Consider the following 17,348-nt stretch of genomic DNA (forward strand, 5'->3'; position numbering starts at 1 on the left):
ACCCACTGGCTGGCCTGCCAGCGATAACCGAGCTGGCCGCCGATGACGCCACCGGACCGATCGCGGCAGCCGGAAGCTACGGCTACGCCGGCCGCGTCAAGGAAATCCACGCAGTTGTGGTTCTGCGCCCAGCCACCATTGCCGCCGATGTAGAAGCCGGTCCAGTCGTAGATCGGTGCCACGATCGGAGGCGGTGCCTTGGTGTACGGACGCGCCGCCAAGTCAGCCGCCGACGCCGGAGCGGACAATCCAACGGCCATCATCCCGACCGCAGCAACCAGAAATTTTTTCATACAAGTAATCTCCTCAGAAAGCAGTTCGATAGGGCGATAAGCCCCGCCCGACGAATCAACAGTAGTTCGTTCGCCCCGTGGTTGCTGTAGCCGAGCTGCAACACTCGCTTCGGATCACATCTTCAAATTGTTTATATCCATTAATGACTTAGCGGAACCAAAAGCCCTCTGGCGTGCATAACCCTGATTGCCCGAGACGCGCAAAATCACTCAGTGCACTGGTGGGAGCGACCGCCGCCAGCCTTCACCGCCATCCACAGGGGTTCATAGGCATTCATATATATTTTCGCGGCCGAACCGTCACCGGATCGCGACACAAATGTAAACACAACAACCACATGGAATTGATTTAGCTACATTTTTTGCTCATTAATTCTTCCCTGCGCAGGGAAGGCCGAGTGATTGGCACCACCTGTATGCTGCTGTGCGGTTTCCTTGCGTTACCTTTCGCGCAGCGGACCGCGGGTGCGAGGTCAGCACCCGGCCTTCCCTGCGCCCTCTTGGCTTCGAGGGTGGAGTGACCAGGCAAAACTCGGGCGAAACATGCCGCGAGGATGCGAAGGCGTGTCTGCGACCAGGCACTCGCTGTCGTCGCCCGGCTTGACCGGGCGATCCAGTATTCCAGAGACGGCTGTGATTGAGCCGAGAGGCCGCGGCGTACAGGATTCCCCCGCTTGCCGCCTACGCTAAAGCTTCGGCGGCCCTGGACCTCAGCCCCGGCGAAGCCTTGGCGTAGCCGGGTCGCGGGGAACGACAGGGGTACTTGGAGGACGACGCCGATGTCTCATACTCCGTCATTGCTTTGCTGCGCTCGCAACGACGTGGAGGGAGCGTGCGCCACTATGCTCCCGTGCTTGGTCAGCGCGTCCGGGAGACCGGAGGAAACGAGTGTTTCAAAGAACGATACCGCTGAGAAACTTTACGCAAGCGCCGGCGATCGCATTCGCCCGAAACTTGCGCGTTCCATCACGTCGCGAACTCCCGCCTCATCCCTGGCTCGCCATGCGCGCGCGGTCGAGATGCCCCTCGATCTTCGGGCGGTCGCGGGTGCGCTCGAAGCTGGTGCAGAGGAGCTCGGTCTCCTCGAGAGAAACCGGGGCGCGGTACAGCCGGCACATGAATTCGGCGCTCGCGCGTCCCTTGCCCGCGCCGGGACTGCGTTCGGCGAGAAACATGCAGTCGCGGCAGATGCTGGCATCGAGCCGCTGATGGGCCGCGTCGAGATGATTGAGGATCTCGCGCAGCGAGTCGCGCAGCCTGACGCATTCGTCGGTGCCGAGAGACGTGACCGCGTTCACCACGTGATTGATCGGGTCGTGCTGGCTCAGGCATTTCTCGCCTTGCGCGGTGACGTGCAGCACGACGGACCGCTTGTCCTCGTGCGACGGCTTTCGCACCAGGAAGGACTTGGCTTCCAGCGTCTTCACGATCTGCGATGCCGTGGCCCGGGTCGCGCCGATGAAGCCGGCCAGCGCGGACGGCGTGCGCGAGAACCTGTTGGCGCGGTGAAGAAAGCGCAGCGCCATCCATTCCCGGTCGCGCAACCCGTGCTGATTGCCTTCGAAATACCAGGCTCTGGCCGCCTGAACCAGCAGCTCGACGGCCTCGCGTGCCAACGGCATAAATTCCTACCTTGCCCCGGATATCACGTCTGCGGCGCCCCGGAGCCGCCTTCCGTCGTTGCGCACCAGTCCTTCGCGAGAAGCCGTACCAACCACAACATCCGACACATGCGCAGAGCCAGGCTCTCGCGCGAAAGCACGGACTGTTCTGCCGCCGAACTCGACAGATGGACCCTGCGAGATACGGCGCGAGAAGCTGTGTCGATGATGGTGTGCCAATCGTGGCGTCGTCGAACGAAAGCCCGAGTTGCCGTCACAGCCGGACGATGGATCGGTATTGTTCAACCGTAGCCCCTGAAGTTCAAGTCACACGCAGACGTTTCTTGTATTCCATCGAAACGATGAATGAGCTTCTCAACAAAATCAAGTAGAGACGCTCCCGAAGACTGGCTGTCGCTCGAAGCGATTGTAACGTTCAAGACAATCTCGTTCGTCAGGACACATGATGGTGATCGTAATACGCAGTGTAACAAGCTACTTGCACGCAAATGTGCGACGGTTTGATTGCACGCCTGTTGCTGTCCGCCGTTGATGCAAATTGATGGAAGCTTGTGCATGACGGTGACGCGCAGCGGCGCGTCATCCACAACTTGCGCGATCCGTCACAGAATCGGCAATGGAACTCGTAGAGATTGCACGCAGCGGTTGTTGTGATAATGACAGCGAGACGGGTTCGCCGGATCGCTTTCGCCTCGGCGGCGCGATCTCCACTGAACGGCCGATGCTAGCGCGCGACGGAAAGCAGCAGTTGGCGACGGGTGCGCATGCGCCGGAGGCGCAGCGGTATGCGTGATCGACTGTCGCGATAATGAGCAGGTCGACGACGACGGGCGCGCCGGCCGCGCCCGGCTAGTCGCCCTTGAGCATGTCTCGCAGCTCGCGGAATGGATCGGCGCTCGGCCCTGCCGAGGCGTCCTGCCGCATGGCGCTGTAGATCTTCGGGACCATGTCGACGGCCTGGTCGAGACCCGAATCACGCCCCGTCTGATATCCGCCCATCAGGCGAAGATCGCGCGTGTCCTCGTATTTGGCGATCATGGTGCGCAGCTTGCTCACCAATTCGCGCTCCTCGGGGTCCCAGACGTTGTGGGCGAGGCGGGAGACCGAGGCCAGAACATCGACGGCGGGATAGCGCGCCTGGTCGGCGATGTGCCTGGAGAGCACGATGTGGCCGTCGAGGGTGCTGCGGATGGTGTCGGCGATCGGCTCGTTGTGATCGTCACCGTCGACCAGCACGGAGAAAATGCCGGTAATCGTCCCGGATCCCTCCTCGCCGGGGCCGGCGCGCTCCAGCAGGCGGGGCAGGTCGGTGAAGACCGTCGGTGCGTAACCGCGGGCGACCGCAGGCTCGCCGGCGGCGAGGGCGACCTCGCGGGCGGCATGGGCGAAACGGGTGATCGAATCGACCACCAGCAGGACCGATTCGCCCCGGTCGCGGAAATATTCGGCGACCGCCATGGCGGTCTTCGGTGCCAGCCGCCGCATCATCGGGCTTTCATCTCCCGTCGATACGATGGTGATGGCGCGGCTGCGGTTGGCGCCGAGCACGTCCTCGATGAATTCGCGCACCTCGCGGCCGCGTTCGCCGACGAGCGCCAGCACGACGGTGTCAAAGCCTTGGCTGCGGGCCAGCATCGCCAGCAGCGTCGATTTGCCGACACCGGAGCCGGCAAAGATGCCGACGCGCTGGCCGGCGCAGATCGGGGCGAACAGGTCGATGACGCGCACGCCGGTGTGCAGCGGCTTGTGGACGCGCGCCCGCTTCATGGCCGCCGGCGCCTCGGCTTCCGCCGAGACGGTGCGCGATCCCGGGGTGAGGGGACCTTGTCCGTCGAGCGGCGCGCCGAGCGCGTTGATGACGCGGCCCTTCCAGCTCGGATCGGGCGCGAAGGACAGTGGCGGCATCCGGTAGGCAACCGAGCCGAGGCCGCCGGCGAACTGCCGGTCGAACGGCTTGGCGATGATGCCCTCGCTGTCGATCCGCACCACCTCGCCGATCTGGGGCTTGCCGCCGGAGTTGACGCCGATCAGTTCACCAAGCCTGACGAAGCGCGACAGGCCGGAGACGCGGAAATGCGTCGGAGCGATCTCGGAGATCGCGCCGCTGACGCTGGCCAGGGGAGTGCTCTGCTGAAGCTCCAGCAGCGCCCACTCGAGTTGCCGAAGAGCGTTCAAGGAAACCGTCCACCCTCAATGCGCATGCAGCGCAGTCTATTTGCCCGGCTCGCCCAGCGTCCGGATTGCGTTCTGGAGCGAGCTCTCGGTGCCCTCGATCATCGAATTGGTGCCGTCGAAGGCGCGCGAAGCCGCGATCAGCTTCGTCAATTCCATCATCGGATTGGCGCTGGAGCCCTCGACATAGCCCTGCTTGAAGCCGTCGCGGGAGAAATCGGCGATGGCGGTCGCGGGCCGGTCCGGCGTGACGCCGGAATTGCCGTAGCGCTCGAGATTGGCATCGGCGGGAATGTTGAACAGGCCGATGGAGCCGATCTCGTTGTTGTCCTGGGTGATCGCGCCGCTGCGGGCGATCGCGATCGGTCCGCCGTTCGGGTCGAGCGTGATCTGCGCGCCGCCGGCATCGATCACGGGGAAGCCGGACACGGTCTGAAGGTCGCCGTTGGGGGCGATCTGGAGGCGGCCGTCGCGCGTATAGACCGTGCCGTTCGGGCCGGCGAAGGCGATCCAGCCCTGTCCAACCACGGCGACGTCGAGCGGGTTGCCGCTCTCGGTGATGCTGCCCATCTCGCGCGAGATGATGTTGTCGCCGGGCGAGGAGAAGGCGACCGGGTTCGCGCCGGCCTTCGACAGCACGGTCTCGAACTTCACGACGTCGGTGCGGAATGCCGCCGTGTTGACGTTGGCGACGTTGTTGGCGATCGTCTGGAGGCGCTTTTCGAGGGCGACCTGCGCCGACAATCCCACATAGAGAGCCGATTGCATGACTTACTTTCCGAACCGGATGGACTGAAGCTTCGTAAGCATGTCGGTATCCAGGCCGGCCATCGACGACGCGCCGCCGATCAGGACCAGCGCGGAGTTGGTCGAGTTGCCATTGTTGATGTCGTTCTGGGCCTGGGTCGCATCCCACATCGCGGCGAAGCGCTGCACGAACTTGGTGACCTTGGCCGGGTCCTGGAAATCGGTGAGGTCGATCTTGCTCGTGATCAACTTGGCCTGGGCGTCGATGTCTGCCGCGCTTATGGTCGACGGCAGGCCGAGCGCGGTCTGGACCACCTGCGTCATCGCCTTGTCGGCGAGGATCTGGTAGGAGGTGCTGATGGTGGAGGCCTTGCGGGTGAAATAGAGCGCCAGCCGCAGACCCTCGTTCTGGTCGCCGGCCTTCTCCTCCATCGTCTGCGTGACGTATTGGGTCGCCGTACCGGTGGTGGCCGCGGCGGCCTGGGTCGCTTTGTCGCCGAGGGCGGCGAAATTGAAGGCGGCGGCGAATTGCCGGTAGCGGGTGTCGGTCAGCTTGTTGGCGAAGCTCTTGGAGTCGGAGACACCCTCGGTCAGCACCTTGCGCATGAACGCCTTGGCATAGGTCATGTCGCTGAGACCAAAGGCCTTCATCGCGTAGGAGTAGAGGCGATAGTCCTTCAGGAAGTCGTCGATCGTCTTCACATTGCCGATATGGCTGAGAAAATAATCGGTGTCGCGGCTGACGTCCGGCTGGGCCGCGACCTGCGTCAGCGATTTGCCCATGTCCTTGGTCAGTCTGGTGTAGTCCGCGATCGTGGATAGCATGGCACGCGCCCCTCTGGCCGCCGTTGCGACTTCGTCTCAAGCTGCCGCCAATTGCTTGCGCGGGGCTGGCGACCACGAAGCCAGCCTCGCGCAAGCGTCGCCGACTAGATATTCCCGATGGGATCGGCGATGGAGTGGCGCGTTGCTCAGTTTCGTGGGGATTTTCATCACGGTAGCGGCACTGCTCGGCGGATTTGCCGCCATGGGCGGGCATCTGGCCGTGCTCATGCAGCCGTGGGAATTCGTGATCATCCTGGGCACCGCGATCGGCACCTTCATCGTCGCCAATCCGTGGAAAACGGTCGTTGATACCGGCGTGGCCTGCATGCAGGCCATCACCGGCGCAGTGCCGAGTGAGCGCTATTACCTCGATCTGCTCGGAGCGCTCCATGCCCTGATGCGGGAGCTCCGGGGCAAAGGCCGCAACGAGGTCGAGGCGCATATCGACGATCCCGCGTCCTCGGAGATCTTCAAGGCGTTCCCGAGCGTCCTCGGGGACCCGCCGTTGCTGCAGTTCATCTGCGACTATGTCCGCCTCATCATCATGGGCAATGCGCGCACGCACGAGATCGAAGCGCTGATGGACGAAGAGATCCACACCATCGTGAAGGCCAAGCTGGCGCCCTACAATTCGATGGTGGTCGTGTCCGAGGCGCTGCCGGCGCTCGGCATCGTCGCCGCCGTGCTCGGCGTCATCAAGGCCATGGGCGCGCTCGACCAGTCGCCGAAGCTCCTTGGCGGCTTCATCGGCGCGGCGCTCGTCGGCACCTTCGCCGGCATCTTCCTGTCCTACGGTGTCCTCTCGCCCTTCGCGATCAAGATCAAGATGACGCGAGAGAAGCGCTGCCGGCCCTACATCATCGTCAAGCAGACGCTGCTGGCGTTCATGAACGGCGCCATGCCGCAGATCGCCGTCGAGCACGGTCGCAAGATGATCGCGAGCGGCGAACGGCCGTCGATCGACGTGGTCGAGAACGAGACGATTGCGGGTCCGAAGGCCGTCGCGACCGAGGCTGAACCGAAGGCTGCCCGCGCATGATGACGGAAGACCTCGACGTCGATCAGCGGAAGCAGCTGCCGAACTACCTGCTGGACGCCGCCGGCATATCGATCGAACGCATGCCGATGCTCAATGTGATCTTCGATCGCATGGCGGCATCGTGCACCGACAGCCTGCAGCCGATGGCCGGAACGCCGTGCTACTTCTCCGTCAACGGCATCACCAACGACCCGCTCGGCGACATCATCAAGGATTACGAGGGCAACGCGGTTGCCGCCGTGCTCTATGCCGAGCAGTGGGACTCGCGCGTCATCATTATGCTGGATCGCGACTTCGTCTTCACCATGGTCGAGGCGATGTTCGGCTCCGACGGCGCCGAACCGCCGCTCGACGTCGAACGCACCTTCTCGAACATCGAGATCCGGCTGGTCCAGGCACTGTTTGAGCGGTTCGCCAAGGCGCTGCAGGGCGCCTTCGCCGGCACCTCCAATGTCACCTTCCGTGTCGAGCGAGTCGAGACGGCGATGGCGTCGCTCGCGATTGGCCGCGCCAGCAATATGTCGATCTGCGCGAACATGATGGTGCAGGCGCTCTATCGCGGCGGCCAGATGTTCCTGATCATTCCGCACTCCGCGCTCAATCCGCTCAGGCAGAAGCTCGCCCACGTCGTCGTCAGCGACGGCCGCGCGGCCGATCCGCGCTGGCGCGAGCAGATGGAGAGCGAGGTTCACCGTACCGAAGTGACGCTGAGCGCGGTGCTCGACGAGAAGATGATTTCCCTCGAGGACGTCGTGCAATTCAAGGTGGGGCAGGTTCTGGAGCTCGAGGCCACGCCGCGCACGCTGGCCCGGCTCGAGAGCAACAACCAGGTGCTGTTCTGGTGTCAGATCGGCCAGCTCGATGGCTATTACGCCATGCAGGTGGCCGATCCCGTCGATCAGAAGCGGGAGTTCGTCGATGATATCCTATCTCGTTGATGCCGTGCTGCTGATCGCGCTGGCGTTCACCAGCATGAGGGTGACCCGGATGCACCGCGAATTGGCGCGGCTGCGCAGTTACCAGGGCGAGTTCTCGACCATCGTCCACGAGACGGCGGGCGCCTTCGACACCGTCATCACCGCCGCGCATGATTCCACCGCAAATCTCGGCCGGCTCGCCAACGTGCTGAGCACGAAGATAGATCAGGCCCACGAGGCGATCGCGGCGCTCGACGCGCGGAGCGGGCTCCAACCGGCCTCAACCGTGAGCGGCGCCGAGGCGAACAAGCATTGAATTCGGGACTTGAAGGACACGTGCGATCGGACCGTCGCGACGCTCCGGGAGCGGAAATACCAAGAGGCGATACCAAATGGCGCAATCTTTCGACTATGAGTCTGCATCGGCATCGGGAGAGACCGATGCGTCTCCGCTGGAGCGGCTGGCGGAGATCGCCGCGCGCACGGCGGAGGAAACCGGCAAATTCGCCAATGTCGATGCCATCCTGCGCATTCCCGTCACGATGCAGGTCGTGCTCGGTTCGGCGACCATTCCGGTCGCGAACCTGATGAAGCTCGGCCGCGGCGCGGTGGTTCCACTCGATCACCGCGTCGGCGAGCCCGTCGACGTCGTGGTCAATGGCCGCGTCGTTGCCCGCGGCGAAGTGGTCGTCGTCGAAGAGGACAATTCCCGCTTCGGCGTCTCGCTCACAGAGATCGTCGGACCGCTGGGGCAGGGTGATACCTGATCATGGCGGCACAGGTCGGCGTCGCTCCTATCAAGCAGCGAGGCGTTGCCACGCTGGGCGGAACGGAAAAGGTCGCGGCACTCCTGCTGGCCATGGGCCGGCAGGCGGCCGCGAGCGTGCTCTCGCAGTTCGAGCCGCAGGATATCCGCATCGTCACCAAGGCCGCGGCCGAGCTGCGGCCGATCACCGCGCAGGAGCTCGAGTCGATCGTCGAGGAGTTCGCTCAGCAGTTCTCGATGGGCGCCAACATTCTCGGCACCATCGGCGGTCTTGAAGCTGTACTCGGCGACGTGCTGCCTGCCGACCAGGTCTCGGCAATCATGTCGGACCTGCTCGGCAATTCGAGCCGGTCGGTGTGGGACCGCGTCTCGTCGGTGTCGGAAAACTCGCTGGCGACGTACCTCTCCAAGGAGCATCCGCAAACCGCGGCGCTGATCCTGTCCAAGGTCAAGCCGTCCTGCGCCGCCAAGGTGATGAGCCAGCTGCCGTCGAGCCTGCGCAATGAGCTGATGCGGCGCGTCCTCAGCCTCAAGCCGATCGTCGACGACGCCATGAAAGTCCTCGAGAAGACGCTGCACGAGGACCTGACGCTCAATTTCGCCCGCAACCTCGGCGCCGACACCTACGCGCGCGTCGCGGACATCATCAACAAGATGGAGCGCGGCCATATCGAGGACATGCTGAAGAGCTTGTCGGAGAAGCGTCCGAAGTCGGCCGAAGTTCTGAAGGAACTGCTGTTCACCTTCGACGACGTGGTCAATTTGACCCCGAAGGCGCGCACCATGATCTTCGACCAGGTGCCGACCGATCGCATCGTTATCGCGCTGAAAGGCACGGACAAGCATTTCCGCGAACTCATCCTGTCCTCCGTTGCCTCGCGCGTCCGCCGCGTCGTCGAGCACGAACTCGCCATCGGCGAGCCGTCGAACCAGCGCGACGTGCTGGAGGCGCGCCGCGTCATCACCGACCTTGCACTCGACCTGGCGGAAAAGGGCGAAATCGAGCTCAACCCCGAGCAGGAGGACGAGCTGGTCTTCCGCTGACCGCTGAACGGGCATGGCAGAAACATCCGATCAGGAGAGCAAGACAGAAGAGCCGACCGAGAAGAAAGTCCGCGATTCGCTCGAACAGGGCAAAATCCCGGTCTCTCGGGAGGCTTCTATCTTCGCCTCGATGGCCGCGCTGATGGTGATCCAGGCGTTCCTGATCGGCCAGGGCGTACAGCAATTGACGCCGACGCTGAAGAGCCTGCTCGACGATCCCGAAGGCTTCCCTCTCAGCAACGGCGCGGACGCGCGCAACCTGCTCACGGTGGTGGGCCTCGAGGCGTTGCGATTCCTGGTGCCGCTGGTCGTCACCCTGGCGGTGTTCGGCCTCGCCGCATCGTTGCTGCAGAATGCGCCGCGCCTGGTGCTGGAGCGCATCAAGCCGCAGCTGTCGCGAATCTCGCCGATCAGCGGCTGGAGCCGGCTGTTCGGAACGCAGGGCCTCGTCGAATTCGCCAAGTCGCTGTTCAAGCTCGTCTCGGTGACGGTCGTCGTCGTGTTCGTGCTGCGCTCGTCCGAAGCCAGGGCGTTCGAGGCGATGTACACGGATCCGGTCGCGCTGCCGGAGATGATTCTCAACATCGCGATGCGGATCGTCTCGGCGATCTGCATCGCCACCATCGTCCTGGTCGCGATCGATCTCGCCTGGGCGCGCTTCCACTGGCGGCGCGAGCTGCGCATGACCAAGCAGGAGATCAAGGACGAGCACAAGCAGGCGGAAGGCGATCCCCTGATCAAGGCGCGCCTGCGCTCGCTGGCGCGCGACCGTTCGCGCCAACGCATGATCGCATCCGCCTCGCGCGCGACGCTGGTGATCGCCAACCCGACACACTTCGCGATCGCGCTGCGCTACAAGCGCGAGGAAAACGCAGCGCCCATGGTCGTCGCCAAGGGCATGGACGTGATCGCGCTGAAGATCCGCGAAGTCGCGGAGCAGAACCGGATCCCGGTGATCGAGAACAAGGCGCTGGCGCGCGCGCTCTATGAGGCGGTTCAGGTCGACCAGGTGATTCCGGCGGAATTCTTCCGGCCGGTCGCCGAGATCATCTACTTCCTGCAGTCCAAGCAGGCGCCGCGGACCGAGAAGGTTCAGTAGATTTCCGAGCATAGCGTCGGCTGCATCAGCCTGACGAAAGCTTGCGGCCCTAAACTTAATCTTAAGAAATCAGCATGGGGCCGTCGTGGGACCGCTTTATCTCTTCGAACTCGCATCGTCGCAGGCGCGGTACCTCGAGCTCCGCCAGTCGACCATCGCGACCAACGTCGCCAACGCCAATACGCCGGGCTTCAAGGCGCGCGACGTCGAGCCCTTCAACAAGGTGCTCGACGCCACGCCGGTCAGACTCGCGACGACGTCACCCTCGCACATGCAATTGTCCGCGGCCGAGACCGATACGCGGAAGACCGCGAAGAAGGACAGCTGGGAAGTGGTTCACTCCGGCAACTCCGTCAGCCTCGAGCAGGAAATGATCAAGGGCAGCGACGTCAGTCGCGACTACTCGATGAACTCGGCGGTCGTGCGGTCGTTCCACCGCATGCTGCTGTCGAGCGCGAAGAGCTGAGGTGAATTGACATGCTGGACTCACTGCAAGCGTCATTGACGGTCGCGAGCTCCGGGCTCGAAGCGCAGTCGACGCGCATGCGCATCGTTTCGGAAAACCTTGCCAATGCGACCTCGACGGGGCGCACGGCCGGCGCCGATCCGTATCAGCGCAAGACCATCACTTTCGATGCCGCCATGGACCGCGCCTCGGGCGCGCAGCTTGCGAAGGTCAAGGAGATCGGGGTCGACACCACGCCGTATCGCGTGGAGTACGAGCCGGGACATCCCGCCGCCGACAAGGCCGGTTACGTCAAGCTGCCGAACGTCAACATGATGATCGAGATGGCCGACATGCGGGAAGTCAACCGGTCCTATGAAGCCAATCTCCAGGTCGTGAAACAGGTGCGGTCGATGCTGGGCATGACCATCGACCTGCTGAGGAGCTGACAATGCTTGAGGCAATTTCATCCACCGCGATTTCCGCCGGGCAAGCGGCGAGCCGCGCGACCGAGACGCAGGCCATCGCGCCGGCGGCGCCGACCGCCATTCAGTCCACCGACGATGTCGGATTCGAATCGGTGATGAAGCAGGTGACGACGGACGCGATCGGGACGCTGAAGGCGGGCGAAGCGGCGTCGATCTCGGCGATGCAGGGTAAGGAATCGACCCGGAAGGTCGTGGAGGCGCTGATGTCGGCCGAGCAGGCCTTGCAGACCGCGGTCGCGGTTCGCGACAAGGTCGTGCAGGCCTACCAAGAAGTCGTCCGGATGTCGATTTGATCTGAGGGAATGAAGCTGTGAAATCGCTCGCCATTGCGGCCACGGGCATGAACGCCCAGCAGACCAACATCGAAGTCATCGCGAACAACATCGCCAACATCAATTCGACGTCGTACAAGCGTGCGCGCGCGGAATTCACCGATCTGTTCTACCAGATGGACCGCATGCAGGGCGTCGCGAACGTCAATGGCTCCTCGCCGATCCCGGAAGGCTCCAATCTCGGTCTCGGCGTCAAGTCGACGGCCATCCGCAAGCTGCACATCCAGGGCGCGCTCACGCAGACCGGCAACCCCTACGACCTCGCGATCAACGGTCGCGGCTGGTTTCAGGTGCTCGGCCCGAACAACGAGGTGCAATACACGCGCGCCGGCTCGTTCAGCCCCAACGCCAACGGCCAGCTCGTCACCACCGACGGCTATCTGCTGGATCCCGCAATCACGATACCGCAGGGAACGGTTCAGGTCGTCGTCAACCAGACCGGACAGGTGTTTGCCAAGCTGGATACGGAAGTGAACCCGCGGCAGATCGGCCAGCTCAACCTCGCCAATTTCGCCAACGAAGCGGGCCTCGAGCCGCTCGGCAGCAACCTCTATCGCGAGACCACGGCGTCCGGCACGCCGGTCGTCGGGCTGCCGGGCGATTCCGGGTACGGCAAGATCAATCAGCAATATCTCGAAGCCTCGAACGTCGACCCGGTCAAGGAAATCACCGAGTTGATCTCGGCGCAGCGCGCCTACGAAATGAACGCCAAGGTCATCCAGGCCTCGGATGAAATGGCCCAGACGGTCTCGAAGGGCATGCGCTAGTTCCGGTGTTCTCGATGTCGAACAGGGTGGGCTTGATGGTGCGCGGGTTGGCCGCCGTGCTGCTGGTTCTCGTCTCGGCGCGCCTCGCTGCGGCCGAGGAGAAGCGGCTTCCCGTGCCGGCCGTGTCGATCCGCGCCGGCGAGCTGATCCGGGACGACATGATCACGGAACGTGCCTTCGCGCCGAATGTGCTCGGCGTTGCCATGTTCATCGAAGGACGCCAGATCCTGGTCGGACGCATGGCACGGCGCGCGCTGCTGCCGGGCCAGCCGATTCCGACCAATTCGGTGGAGGATCCCTGGACGATTGCCCGCGGCGCCATGGTCAAGGTCGTGGTGGAAGACAGCGGCCTGTCGATCGTCACCTACGGCGCGGCGATGCAGTCGGGCGCGACCGGCGCGCTCATCCCGGTGCGAAACACCGACACCGGCGTGATCATCAGAGGCGTCGTCCAGCCGGACGGCACCGTCAAGGTCGTGGATGGATCATGACCAGATTCCTGCTTGCGCTCATCCTGCTCGTTTCCGCCGCCAGCGCCCAGGCGGCCGTCCGCATCAAGGACATCGCGGACATCAAGGGATTGCGCGAAAACCAGATCGTCGGTTACGGCCTCGTCATCGGCCTGAACGGCACCGGCGACACGCTCCGCAACGCTCCGTTCACGGAGCAGTCCCTGCAATCGATGCTCGAGAACATGGGCATCAACGTCAGGAACGAAACCACGAGCACCAACAATCCCCCGCGTCCGACGACGCTGCGCACACGCAACGTCGCTGCCGTCATGGTGACCGCGGATTTGGCGCCCTCGATCGGGGCGGGCGAGCGCATGGACGTGACCGTATCGTCGCTCGGCGATGCGACCTCGCTGCTCGGCGGCACGCTGGTGATGACGTCGCTGCGGGCGGCGGACGGCGCGGTCTATGCGGTGGCGCAAGGCGCGGTCACGGTCGCCGGTTACAGTGTGGGAGGGCAGGCACAGAACGTCAGCCAGGGCACGCCGACGGCGGGCCGCATCCCGAACGGTGCGCTGGTCGAGCGCGAGGTGCAGGGAAGCCTCCACGAGATGGAGTTCCTGGTGCTGGAGCTCAAGAACCCTGATTTCGTCACCGCGACACGCATTCTCGACGCCATCAACGGTTACGCCGGTGGCCGCTACCGCGCGCAGATCGCCTTCGAGCGCGACTACCGCACCATCGTGCTGTCGAAGCCGCGCCATATCGGCCCCGTCCGCTTCCTCGCCGAAATCGGCGAGTTGACGGTCGAGCCGGACACGCCGGCGCGAGTGGTGATCAACGAGCGGACCGGTACGGTGGTGATCGGGCGCGACGTGCGCATATCGACCGTCGCCGTGACGCATGGCAACCTGACGGTTCGTGTCACCGAGCTTCCCGTGGTGTCGCAGCCGGCGCCGTTCTCGCGAGGGCAGACGGTGGTCGTTCCCCAGACGGTGGTCGAGGCCAACGAGGCCGGATCGCAGGTGGCGATCCTGAGCGGCGTCGACCTCCAGCGCCTGGTGCGCGGGCTGAACCAGATCGGCTTGAAGCCGTCGGGCATCATCGCGATCCTCCAGGCGATCAAAACGGCCGGCGCACTCCAGGCCGACGTGATCGTGCAATGATGCACAAGCGTCGTGCAAGCTTGGTCGCTCAATGCTCAGGTCTCGACCGAGAATCGCACGCGGCCCGATGCTGAAGCTGGATCACAAAGCCAAACTCCTCCTCCTGGTCGCGGCCTGCGCGCTCGGATGCGCTTCGCCCGTTCTGGCGCTGGATGAGGCCAAGCCGTCGAAGCCGCTCAACCTGCTGTCGTTCGCGCGTGCCCGCGCGCCCGGACCGCAGAAGCCGTATCCGGCGGCCTCGTCGATACCGGGCGACAATGCGTCGTTCCGGGCGACGGCGTGGGCCGCCGAAGATTCCGGACCTGCGATCACGGGGGCCGTGCCGGCTCCCGAGAAGCCCGCGCCAGCGCCCGCAGTCGCGCCCGCGCGCCCGGCCAAGCCGGGCAGCGTCACGGCGCCGCCGAAGCCCGCACCGGCACAGGCTGCCGTACCTGCGGACAATGAGGTCGCCCTGTTCTGCAGCAATGTCGCCGACCCCGCCGTCGATGCGCGGCTGGCCTGGCAGCTCAGGGAGCTGGAGAAGGCCGAGACCCAGCTCCGGGAGCGGATCGCCGAGGTCGAGGCCAAGCGCGCCGAATACGAGAAGTGGATGGCGCTGCGTGACGACTTCCTGAAGAAGGCCGAAGCCAGCGTCGTCGAGATCTATTCGCGCATGAAGCCGGATGCCGCGGCGACCCAGATCGCCGGGATGGCGGACGAGACCGCCGCCGCCGTGCTTGCAAAACTCAGTCCGAGGAGCTCGAGCGCGATCTTCAACGAGATGGAGACGGCACGCGCGGCGCACCTTGCCGATCTGCTCGGCGGAATGCGTCGCGTGGATGACGGAAAGACCAAATAGATGAAGAATCTGATCCTCATCCTGCCGCTCCTGATGCTGACCGGGTGCATCGGCGATCCCGCGGAAGTGCTGACCGGTCCGCGACTGTCGCCGGTCGGCACCGGCCTGAGGACACAGGCCGATCCGATTCCGGTGACGCCCCGCATGCGTACGCCCGTCAGCTATCGCTCGACCTGGGACGACGGCACGGATCTCTATCGCGATCCCCGTGCCCGGCGCACCGGCGACGTCGTGACCGTCATCATCTCGATGCAGGACAAGGCCAAGCTCGACAACAAGACCGATCGTTCGCGCGATTCGCAAATCAAGTTCGGGCTGGATTGGCTGATGGACGTCGCCGGATGGCAGGACAAGGGCTCGACCAGCGCCAATCTGAACACCAACACCCAGATCAAGGGGAACGGTCAGATCGATCGTACCGAAGACATCAAGCTGTCGATTGCCGCCATCGTCACCGACGTGTTGCCCAACGGCAATATGATGATCAGCGGCTCGCAGGAGTTCAAGGTCAATACCGAGATGCGCGTGCTCAACGTCGGCGGCATCGTGCGTCCGCGCGATATCTCGCGCACCAACACGATCTCCTACGAGAAGATCGCTGAGGCACGCGTGGCTTATGGCGGTCGCGGAAATCTGTCTGACGTGCAGCAGCCTGGATGGGGACATCGGATCTATGACGCCGTGGCACCATTCTGAGAATCGCGCCGACCGCGCCGCGCCGCGAGGGCAGGGGACGTGATGCGCCTGATTGCGGCCATTGTGGTGCTGACCCTGATCGCGATCGGTGCGGGCGCGGTTGCCGGCCTGCAGCTGTTCGCGGCCGCGGAGCGCGCCGCCGACGCGAAGAAGAGCGCCACGCCGCCGCCCCTTGCCACGAGCTACGCCGGCAGCGCACGGCTGAGAAAGCTGTCCCCGATCGTGACCAATCTCGCCGCGCCGGCCAACAACTGGGCCCGTGTCGAAGCCTCCATGGTGACCGATAGCATGAGCGACGAGGATGCCGGCATCCTGGCCGCCCATATCAGCGAGGACATCGTGACCTATCTGCGGTCGGCATCGGTTGGCCAGTTCGAGGGATCGCGCGGGCTTCAGCATCTCCGCGACGACCTGACGGAGCGGGCCAATATCCGCTCGTCGGGCAAGATCCGCGAATTGATCATTGAGACCTTGGTGATTCAGTGAGAGTGGGAGTCCTGCTGCTCGCGTTGGTTCTGGTCGTGCTGCCCGAGGTGGCGCTGGCCCAGATTCCGGACCTCAACTCGCTGCTGCCGCCGGGCAACGGCTCGACCAGCGGCCGCATCATCCAGCTGATGGCGGTGATCACGGTGATGTCGGTGGCGCCGGGGCTGCTGATCATGGTGACGAGCTTCACGCGATTTGCGGTGGCGCTGTCGTTCCTGCGCTCCGGTCTCGGCCTTCAGACCACGCCGGCCAATCTGGTGCTGATCAGCCTCGCGCTGTTCATGACCTTCTACGTGATGGCGCCGACCTTCGACCGCGCCTGGGAAACCGGCGTCCAGCCGCTGATGAAGAACGAGATCTCGGAGGAAGAGGCCTATCTGAAGATCACCGATCCGTTCCGCGAGTTCATGCTGGCCCATGTCCGCGACAAGGATCTCCAGACCTTCGAGGCACTCGCCGCGGAGAGCTTCCGCAAGAAGTTCGACGACAAGCGCATCGACATGCGCGTCATCATTCCGGCCTTCATGATCTCCGAGCTCAGGCGTTCGTTCGAGATCGGATTCCTCATCATCCTGCCGTTCCTGGTCATCGACATGATCGTGGCGACGCTGACCATGTCGATGGGCATGATGATGATGCCGCCGACGATCATCGCGCTGCCGTTCAAGATGCTGTTCTTCGTGTTGATCGACGGCTGGAACCTGCTGGCCTCCGGACTGGTGCGGTCGTTCTCGTAGCGACCGCGATCGCCGGCCGGTTATGGTTAGCGAAAAGTGCCGGTCTATGGTTAGCAGAGGGTAATGTTAACTATATGATATTACAGCGAAATTCAAGCCGATCTTAATCTCGGCGCAAGATTCGACGTGCTAGCAATGCGGCACGGCGGGTTGGACCCCACCCACATCAGTCCAAAGGCATGATGCCGCCCCTCCGTACCGGTGAAAGCCCGGTATGTCCCCTCGTGAAAATGTAACGCGTACATCAAAGGGACATTCGCAATGTCAAGCCTGCTTACGAACTCGACCGCCATGACCGCGCTCCAGACCCTGCGGTCTGTCAGCTCGCAACTCTCCACCACGCAGAACCGGATCTCGACCGGCCAGCGCGTGGCCACCGCTTCCGACAACGCCGCCTACTGGTCGATCGCAACGTCG

General features: G+C 63.9%; 22 protein-coding genes and 1 pseudogene. 18 read left to right on the top strand and 5 right to left on the bottom strand.

Annotated features, from left to right (window positions below; all coding sequences use genetic code 11):
• Together AC0L3X_RS07250 and AC0L3X_RS07255 are read right to left on the bottom strand one after the other, a co-directional pair.
• Window positions 1-293: pseudogene (locus AC0L3X_RS07250) on the bottom strand (hypothetical protein); the annotation flags it as partial.
• A 986-nt stretch (window positions 294-1,279) separates the two neighbouring features.
• On the bottom strand, window positions 1,280-1,915 hold the full coding sequence (locus AC0L3X_RS07255) for a MarR family winged helix-turn-helix transcriptional regulator (protein WP_063981291.1): 636 nt from the start codon (window positions 1,913-1,915) through the stop codon (window positions 1,280-1,282).
• Window positions 1,916-2,531: 616 nt separating this feature from the next.
• Here AC0L3X_RS07255 and AC0L3X_RS07260 point away from each other — a divergent pair.
• A complete protein-coding gene (locus AC0L3X_RS07260) occupies window positions 2,532-2,708 on the top strand; it encodes a hypothetical protein (protein ID WP_187387941.1) in 177 nt (58 codons plus the stop codon).
• 56 nt (window positions 2,709-2,764) lie between these two features.
• Here the strand turns inward: AC0L3X_RS07260 and fliI are convergent, their stop codons facing one another.
• From fliI to AC0L3X_RS07275, 3 genes are read right to left on the bottom strand one after another with little or no spacing between them, the layout of a single operon-like run.
• Window positions 2,765-4,090 carry a flagellar protein export ATPase FliI gene (gene fliI / locus AC0L3X_RS07265; protein ID WP_063981292.1) on the bottom strand — a complete coding sequence of 442 codons (1,326 nt, stop codon included), beginning with the start codon at window positions 4,088-4,090 and terminating at the stop codon, window positions 2,765-2,767.
• A 36-nt stretch (window positions 4,091-4,126) separates the two neighbouring features.
• Window positions 4,127-4,855 carry a flagellar basal-body rod protein FlgF gene (gene flgF, locus AC0L3X_RS07270; RefSeq protein ID WP_063981293.1) on the bottom strand — a complete coding sequence of 243 codons (729 nt, stop codon included), beginning with the start codon at window positions 4,853-4,855 and terminating at the stop codon, window positions 4,127-4,129.
• A 3-nt stretch (window positions 4,856-4,858) separates the two neighbouring features.
• Window positions 4,859-5,659 (bottom strand): DUF1217 domain-containing protein, encoded by an 801-nt coding sequence (locus AC0L3X_RS07275; RefSeq protein WP_063981294.1) that lies wholly within the window; start codon window positions 5,657-5,659, stop codon window positions 4,859-4,861.
• 142 nt (window positions 5,660-5,801) lie between these two features.
• Here AC0L3X_RS07275 and motA point away from each other — a divergent pair, with 142 nt between their 5' ends.
• The 17 genes from motA to AC0L3X_RS07360 form a co-directional block, all read left to right on the top strand.
• The gene (motA, locus tag AC0L3X_RS07280; RefSeq protein WP_063981295.1) at window positions 5,802-6,698 is read left to right on the top strand and encodes a flagellar motor stator protein MotA; all 897 of its coding nucleotides are present in this window, start codon (window positions 5,802-5,804) and stop codon (window positions 6,696-6,698) included.
• Complete coding sequence (locus AC0L3X_RS07285; protein ID WP_028153460.1) at window positions 6,695-7,636, top strand: flagellar motor switch protein FliM; 942 nt, start codon at window positions 6,695-6,697, stop codon at window positions 7,634-7,636. Before motA ends, AC0L3X_RS07285 begins: the two co-directional genes overlap by 4 nt.
• Window positions 7,617-7,931, top strand: a complete 315-nt coding sequence (locus tag AC0L3X_RS07290; RefSeq protein WP_063981296.1) for a hypothetical protein — start codon at window positions 7,617-7,619, stop codon at window positions 7,929-7,931. Before AC0L3X_RS07285 ends, AC0L3X_RS07290 begins: the two co-directional genes overlap by 20 nt.
• A 76-nt stretch (window positions 7,932-8,007) precedes the next feature.
• Complete coding sequence (fliN, locus tag AC0L3X_RS07295; RefSeq protein WP_063981297.1) at window positions 8,008-8,382, top strand: flagellar motor switch protein FliN; 375 nt, start codon at window positions 8,008-8,010, stop codon at window positions 8,380-8,382.
• Between the two features lie 2 nt (window positions 8,383-8,384).
• Complete coding sequence (locus AC0L3X_RS07300) at window positions 8,385-9,425, top strand: flagellar motor switch protein FliG (protein ID WP_014492656.1); 1,041 nt, start codon at window positions 8,385-8,387, stop codon at window positions 9,423-9,425.
• 13 nt (window positions 9,426-9,438) lie between these two features.
• A complete protein-coding gene (gene flhB, locus AC0L3X_RS07305) occupies window positions 9,439-10,524 on the top strand; it encodes a flagellar biosynthesis protein FlhB (RefSeq protein ID WP_039153365.1) in 1,086 nt (361 codons plus the stop codon).
• An 85-nt stretch (window positions 10,525-10,609) separates the two neighbouring features.
• Entirely contained in the window at window positions 10,610-10,990 is a 381-nt protein-coding gene (gene flgB, locus AC0L3X_RS07310; protein WP_014492658.1) for a flagellar basal body rod protein FlgB, read from the top strand.
• 11 nt (window positions 10,991-11,001) lie between these two features.
• Window positions 11,002-11,418, top strand: a complete 417-nt coding sequence (gene flgC / locus AC0L3X_RS07315) for a flagellar basal body rod protein FlgC (RefSeq protein WP_014492659.1) — start codon at window positions 11,002-11,004, stop codon at window positions 11,416-11,418.
• A 2-nt stretch (window positions 11,419-11,420) separates the two neighbouring features.
• Entirely contained in the window at window positions 11,421-11,750 is a 330-nt protein-coding gene (gene fliE / locus AC0L3X_RS07320) for a flagellar hook-basal body complex protein FliE (RefSeq protein WP_014492660.1), read from the top strand.
• 17 nt (window positions 11,751-11,767) lie between these two features.
• Window positions 11,768-12,556 (top strand): flagellar basal-body rod protein FlgG, encoded by a 789-nt coding sequence (gene flgG, locus AC0L3X_RS07325; protein ID WP_063981298.1) that lies wholly within the window; start codon window positions 11,768-11,770, stop codon window positions 12,554-12,556.
• A 35-nt stretch (window positions 12,557-12,591) separates the two neighbouring features.
• The gene (gene flgA / locus AC0L3X_RS07330) at window positions 12,592-13,047 is read left to right on the top strand and encodes a flagellar basal body P-ring formation chaperone FlgA (protein ID WP_063986113.1); all 456 of its coding nucleotides are present in this window, start codon (window positions 12,592-12,594) and stop codon (window positions 13,045-13,047) included.
• On the top strand, window positions 13,044-14,174 hold the full coding sequence (flgI, locus tag AC0L3X_RS07335) for a flagellar basal body P-ring protein FlgI (RefSeq protein WP_063981299.1): 1,131 nt from the start codon (window positions 13,044-13,046) through the stop codon (window positions 14,172-14,174). The genes flgA and flgI overlap by 4 nt, the downstream gene beginning before the upstream one ends.
• A 67-nt stretch (window positions 14,175-14,241) precedes the next feature.
• Window positions 14,242-15,012: a MotE family protein gene (locus tag AC0L3X_RS07340; RefSeq protein WP_063981300.1), complete on the top strand. Its 771-nt coding sequence runs from the start codon at window positions 14,242-14,244 to the stop codon at window positions 15,010-15,012.
• A complete protein-coding gene (gene flgH, locus AC0L3X_RS07345; RefSeq protein ID WP_028153467.1) occupies window positions 15,013-15,708 on the top strand; it encodes a flagellar basal body L-ring protein FlgH in 696 nt (231 codons plus the stop codon).
• 42 nt (window positions 15,709-15,750) lie between these two features.
• On the top strand, window positions 15,751-16,194 hold the full coding sequence (locus tag AC0L3X_RS07350; protein WP_063986114.1) for a flagellar basal body-associated FliL family protein: 444 nt from the start codon (window positions 15,751-15,753) through the stop codon (window positions 16,192-16,194).
• The gene (gene fliP / locus AC0L3X_RS07355) at window positions 16,191-16,931 is read left to right on the top strand and encodes a flagellar type III secretion system pore protein FliP (protein WP_473316334.1); all 741 of its coding nucleotides are present in this window, start codon (window positions 16,191-16,193) and stop codon (window positions 16,929-16,931) included. The genes AC0L3X_RS07350 and fliP overlap by 4 nt, the downstream gene beginning before the upstream one ends.
• A 261-nt stretch (window positions 16,932-17,192) precedes the next feature.
• Window positions 17,193-17,348 (top strand): flagellin N-terminal helical domain-containing protein (locus AC0L3X_RS07360; RefSeq protein ID WP_473316368.1); only part of this gene is annotated, 156 nt, incomplete at its 3' end.

The organism is Bradyrhizobium sp. MI1.7 (assembly GCF_055811795.1).

Coding starts and splice junctions, on each gene's coding strand:
- AC0L3X_RS07275 (WP_063981294.1), bottom strand. CDS start 5,659: ATGCTATCCACGATCGCGGACTACACCAGACTGACCAAGGACATGGGC.
- AC0L3X_RS07290 (WP_063981296.1), top strand. CDS start 7,617: ATGATATCCTATCTCGTTGATGCCGTGCTGCTGATCGCGCTGGCGTTC.
- AC0L3X_RS07340 (WP_063981300.1), top strand. CDS start 14,242: ATGCTGAAGCTGGATCACAAAGCCAAACTCCTCCTCCTGGTCGCGGCC.
- flgI (WP_063981299.1), top strand. CDS start 13,044: ATGACCAGATTCCTGCTTGCGCTCATCCTGCTCGTTTCCGCCGCCAGC.
- flgC (WP_014492659.1), top strand. CDS start 11,002: ATGCTGGACTCACTGCAAGCGTCATTGACGGTCGCGAGCTCCGGGCTC.
- flgH (WP_028153467.1), top strand. CDS start 15,013: ATGAAGAATCTGATCCTCATCCTGCCGCTCCTGATGCTGACCGGGTGC.
- flhB (WP_039153365.1), top strand. CDS start 9,439: ATGGCAGAAACATCCGATCAGGAGAGCAAGACAGAAGAGCCGACCGAG.
- fliN (WP_063981297.1), top strand. CDS start 8,008: ATGGCGCAATCTTTCGACTATGAGTCTGCATCGGCATCGGGAGAGACC.
- fliE (WP_014492660.1), top strand. CDS start 11,421: ATGCTTGAGGCAATTTCATCCACCGCGATTTCCGCCGGGCAAGCGGCG.
- AC0L3X_RS07285 (WP_028153460.1), top strand. CDS start 6,695: ATGATGACGGAAGACCTCGACGTCGATCAGCGGAAGCAGCTGCCGAAC.
- flgF (WP_063981293.1), bottom strand. CDS start 4,855: ATGCAATCGGCTCTCTATGTGGGATTGTCGGCGCAGGTCGCCCTCGAA.
- AC0L3X_RS07255 (WP_063981291.1), bottom strand. CDS start 1,915: ATGCCGTTGGCACGCGAGGCCGTCGAGCTGCTGGTTCAGGCGGCCAGA.
- flgA (WP_063986113.1), top strand. CDS start 12,592: ATGGTGCGCGGGTTGGCCGCCGTGCTGCTGGTTCTCGTCTCGGCGCGC.
- AC0L3X_RS07260 (WP_187387941.1), top strand. CDS start 2,532: ATGGAACTCGTAGAGATTGCACGCAGCGGTTGTTGTGATAATGACAGC.
- AC0L3X_RS07350 (WP_063986114.1), top strand. CDS start 15,751: ATGCGCCTGATTGCGGCCATTGTGGTGCTGACCCTGATCGCGATCGGT.
- AC0L3X_RS07300 (WP_014492656.1), top strand. CDS start 8,385: ATGGCGGCACAGGTCGGCGTCGCTCCTATCAAGCAGCGAGGCGTTGCC.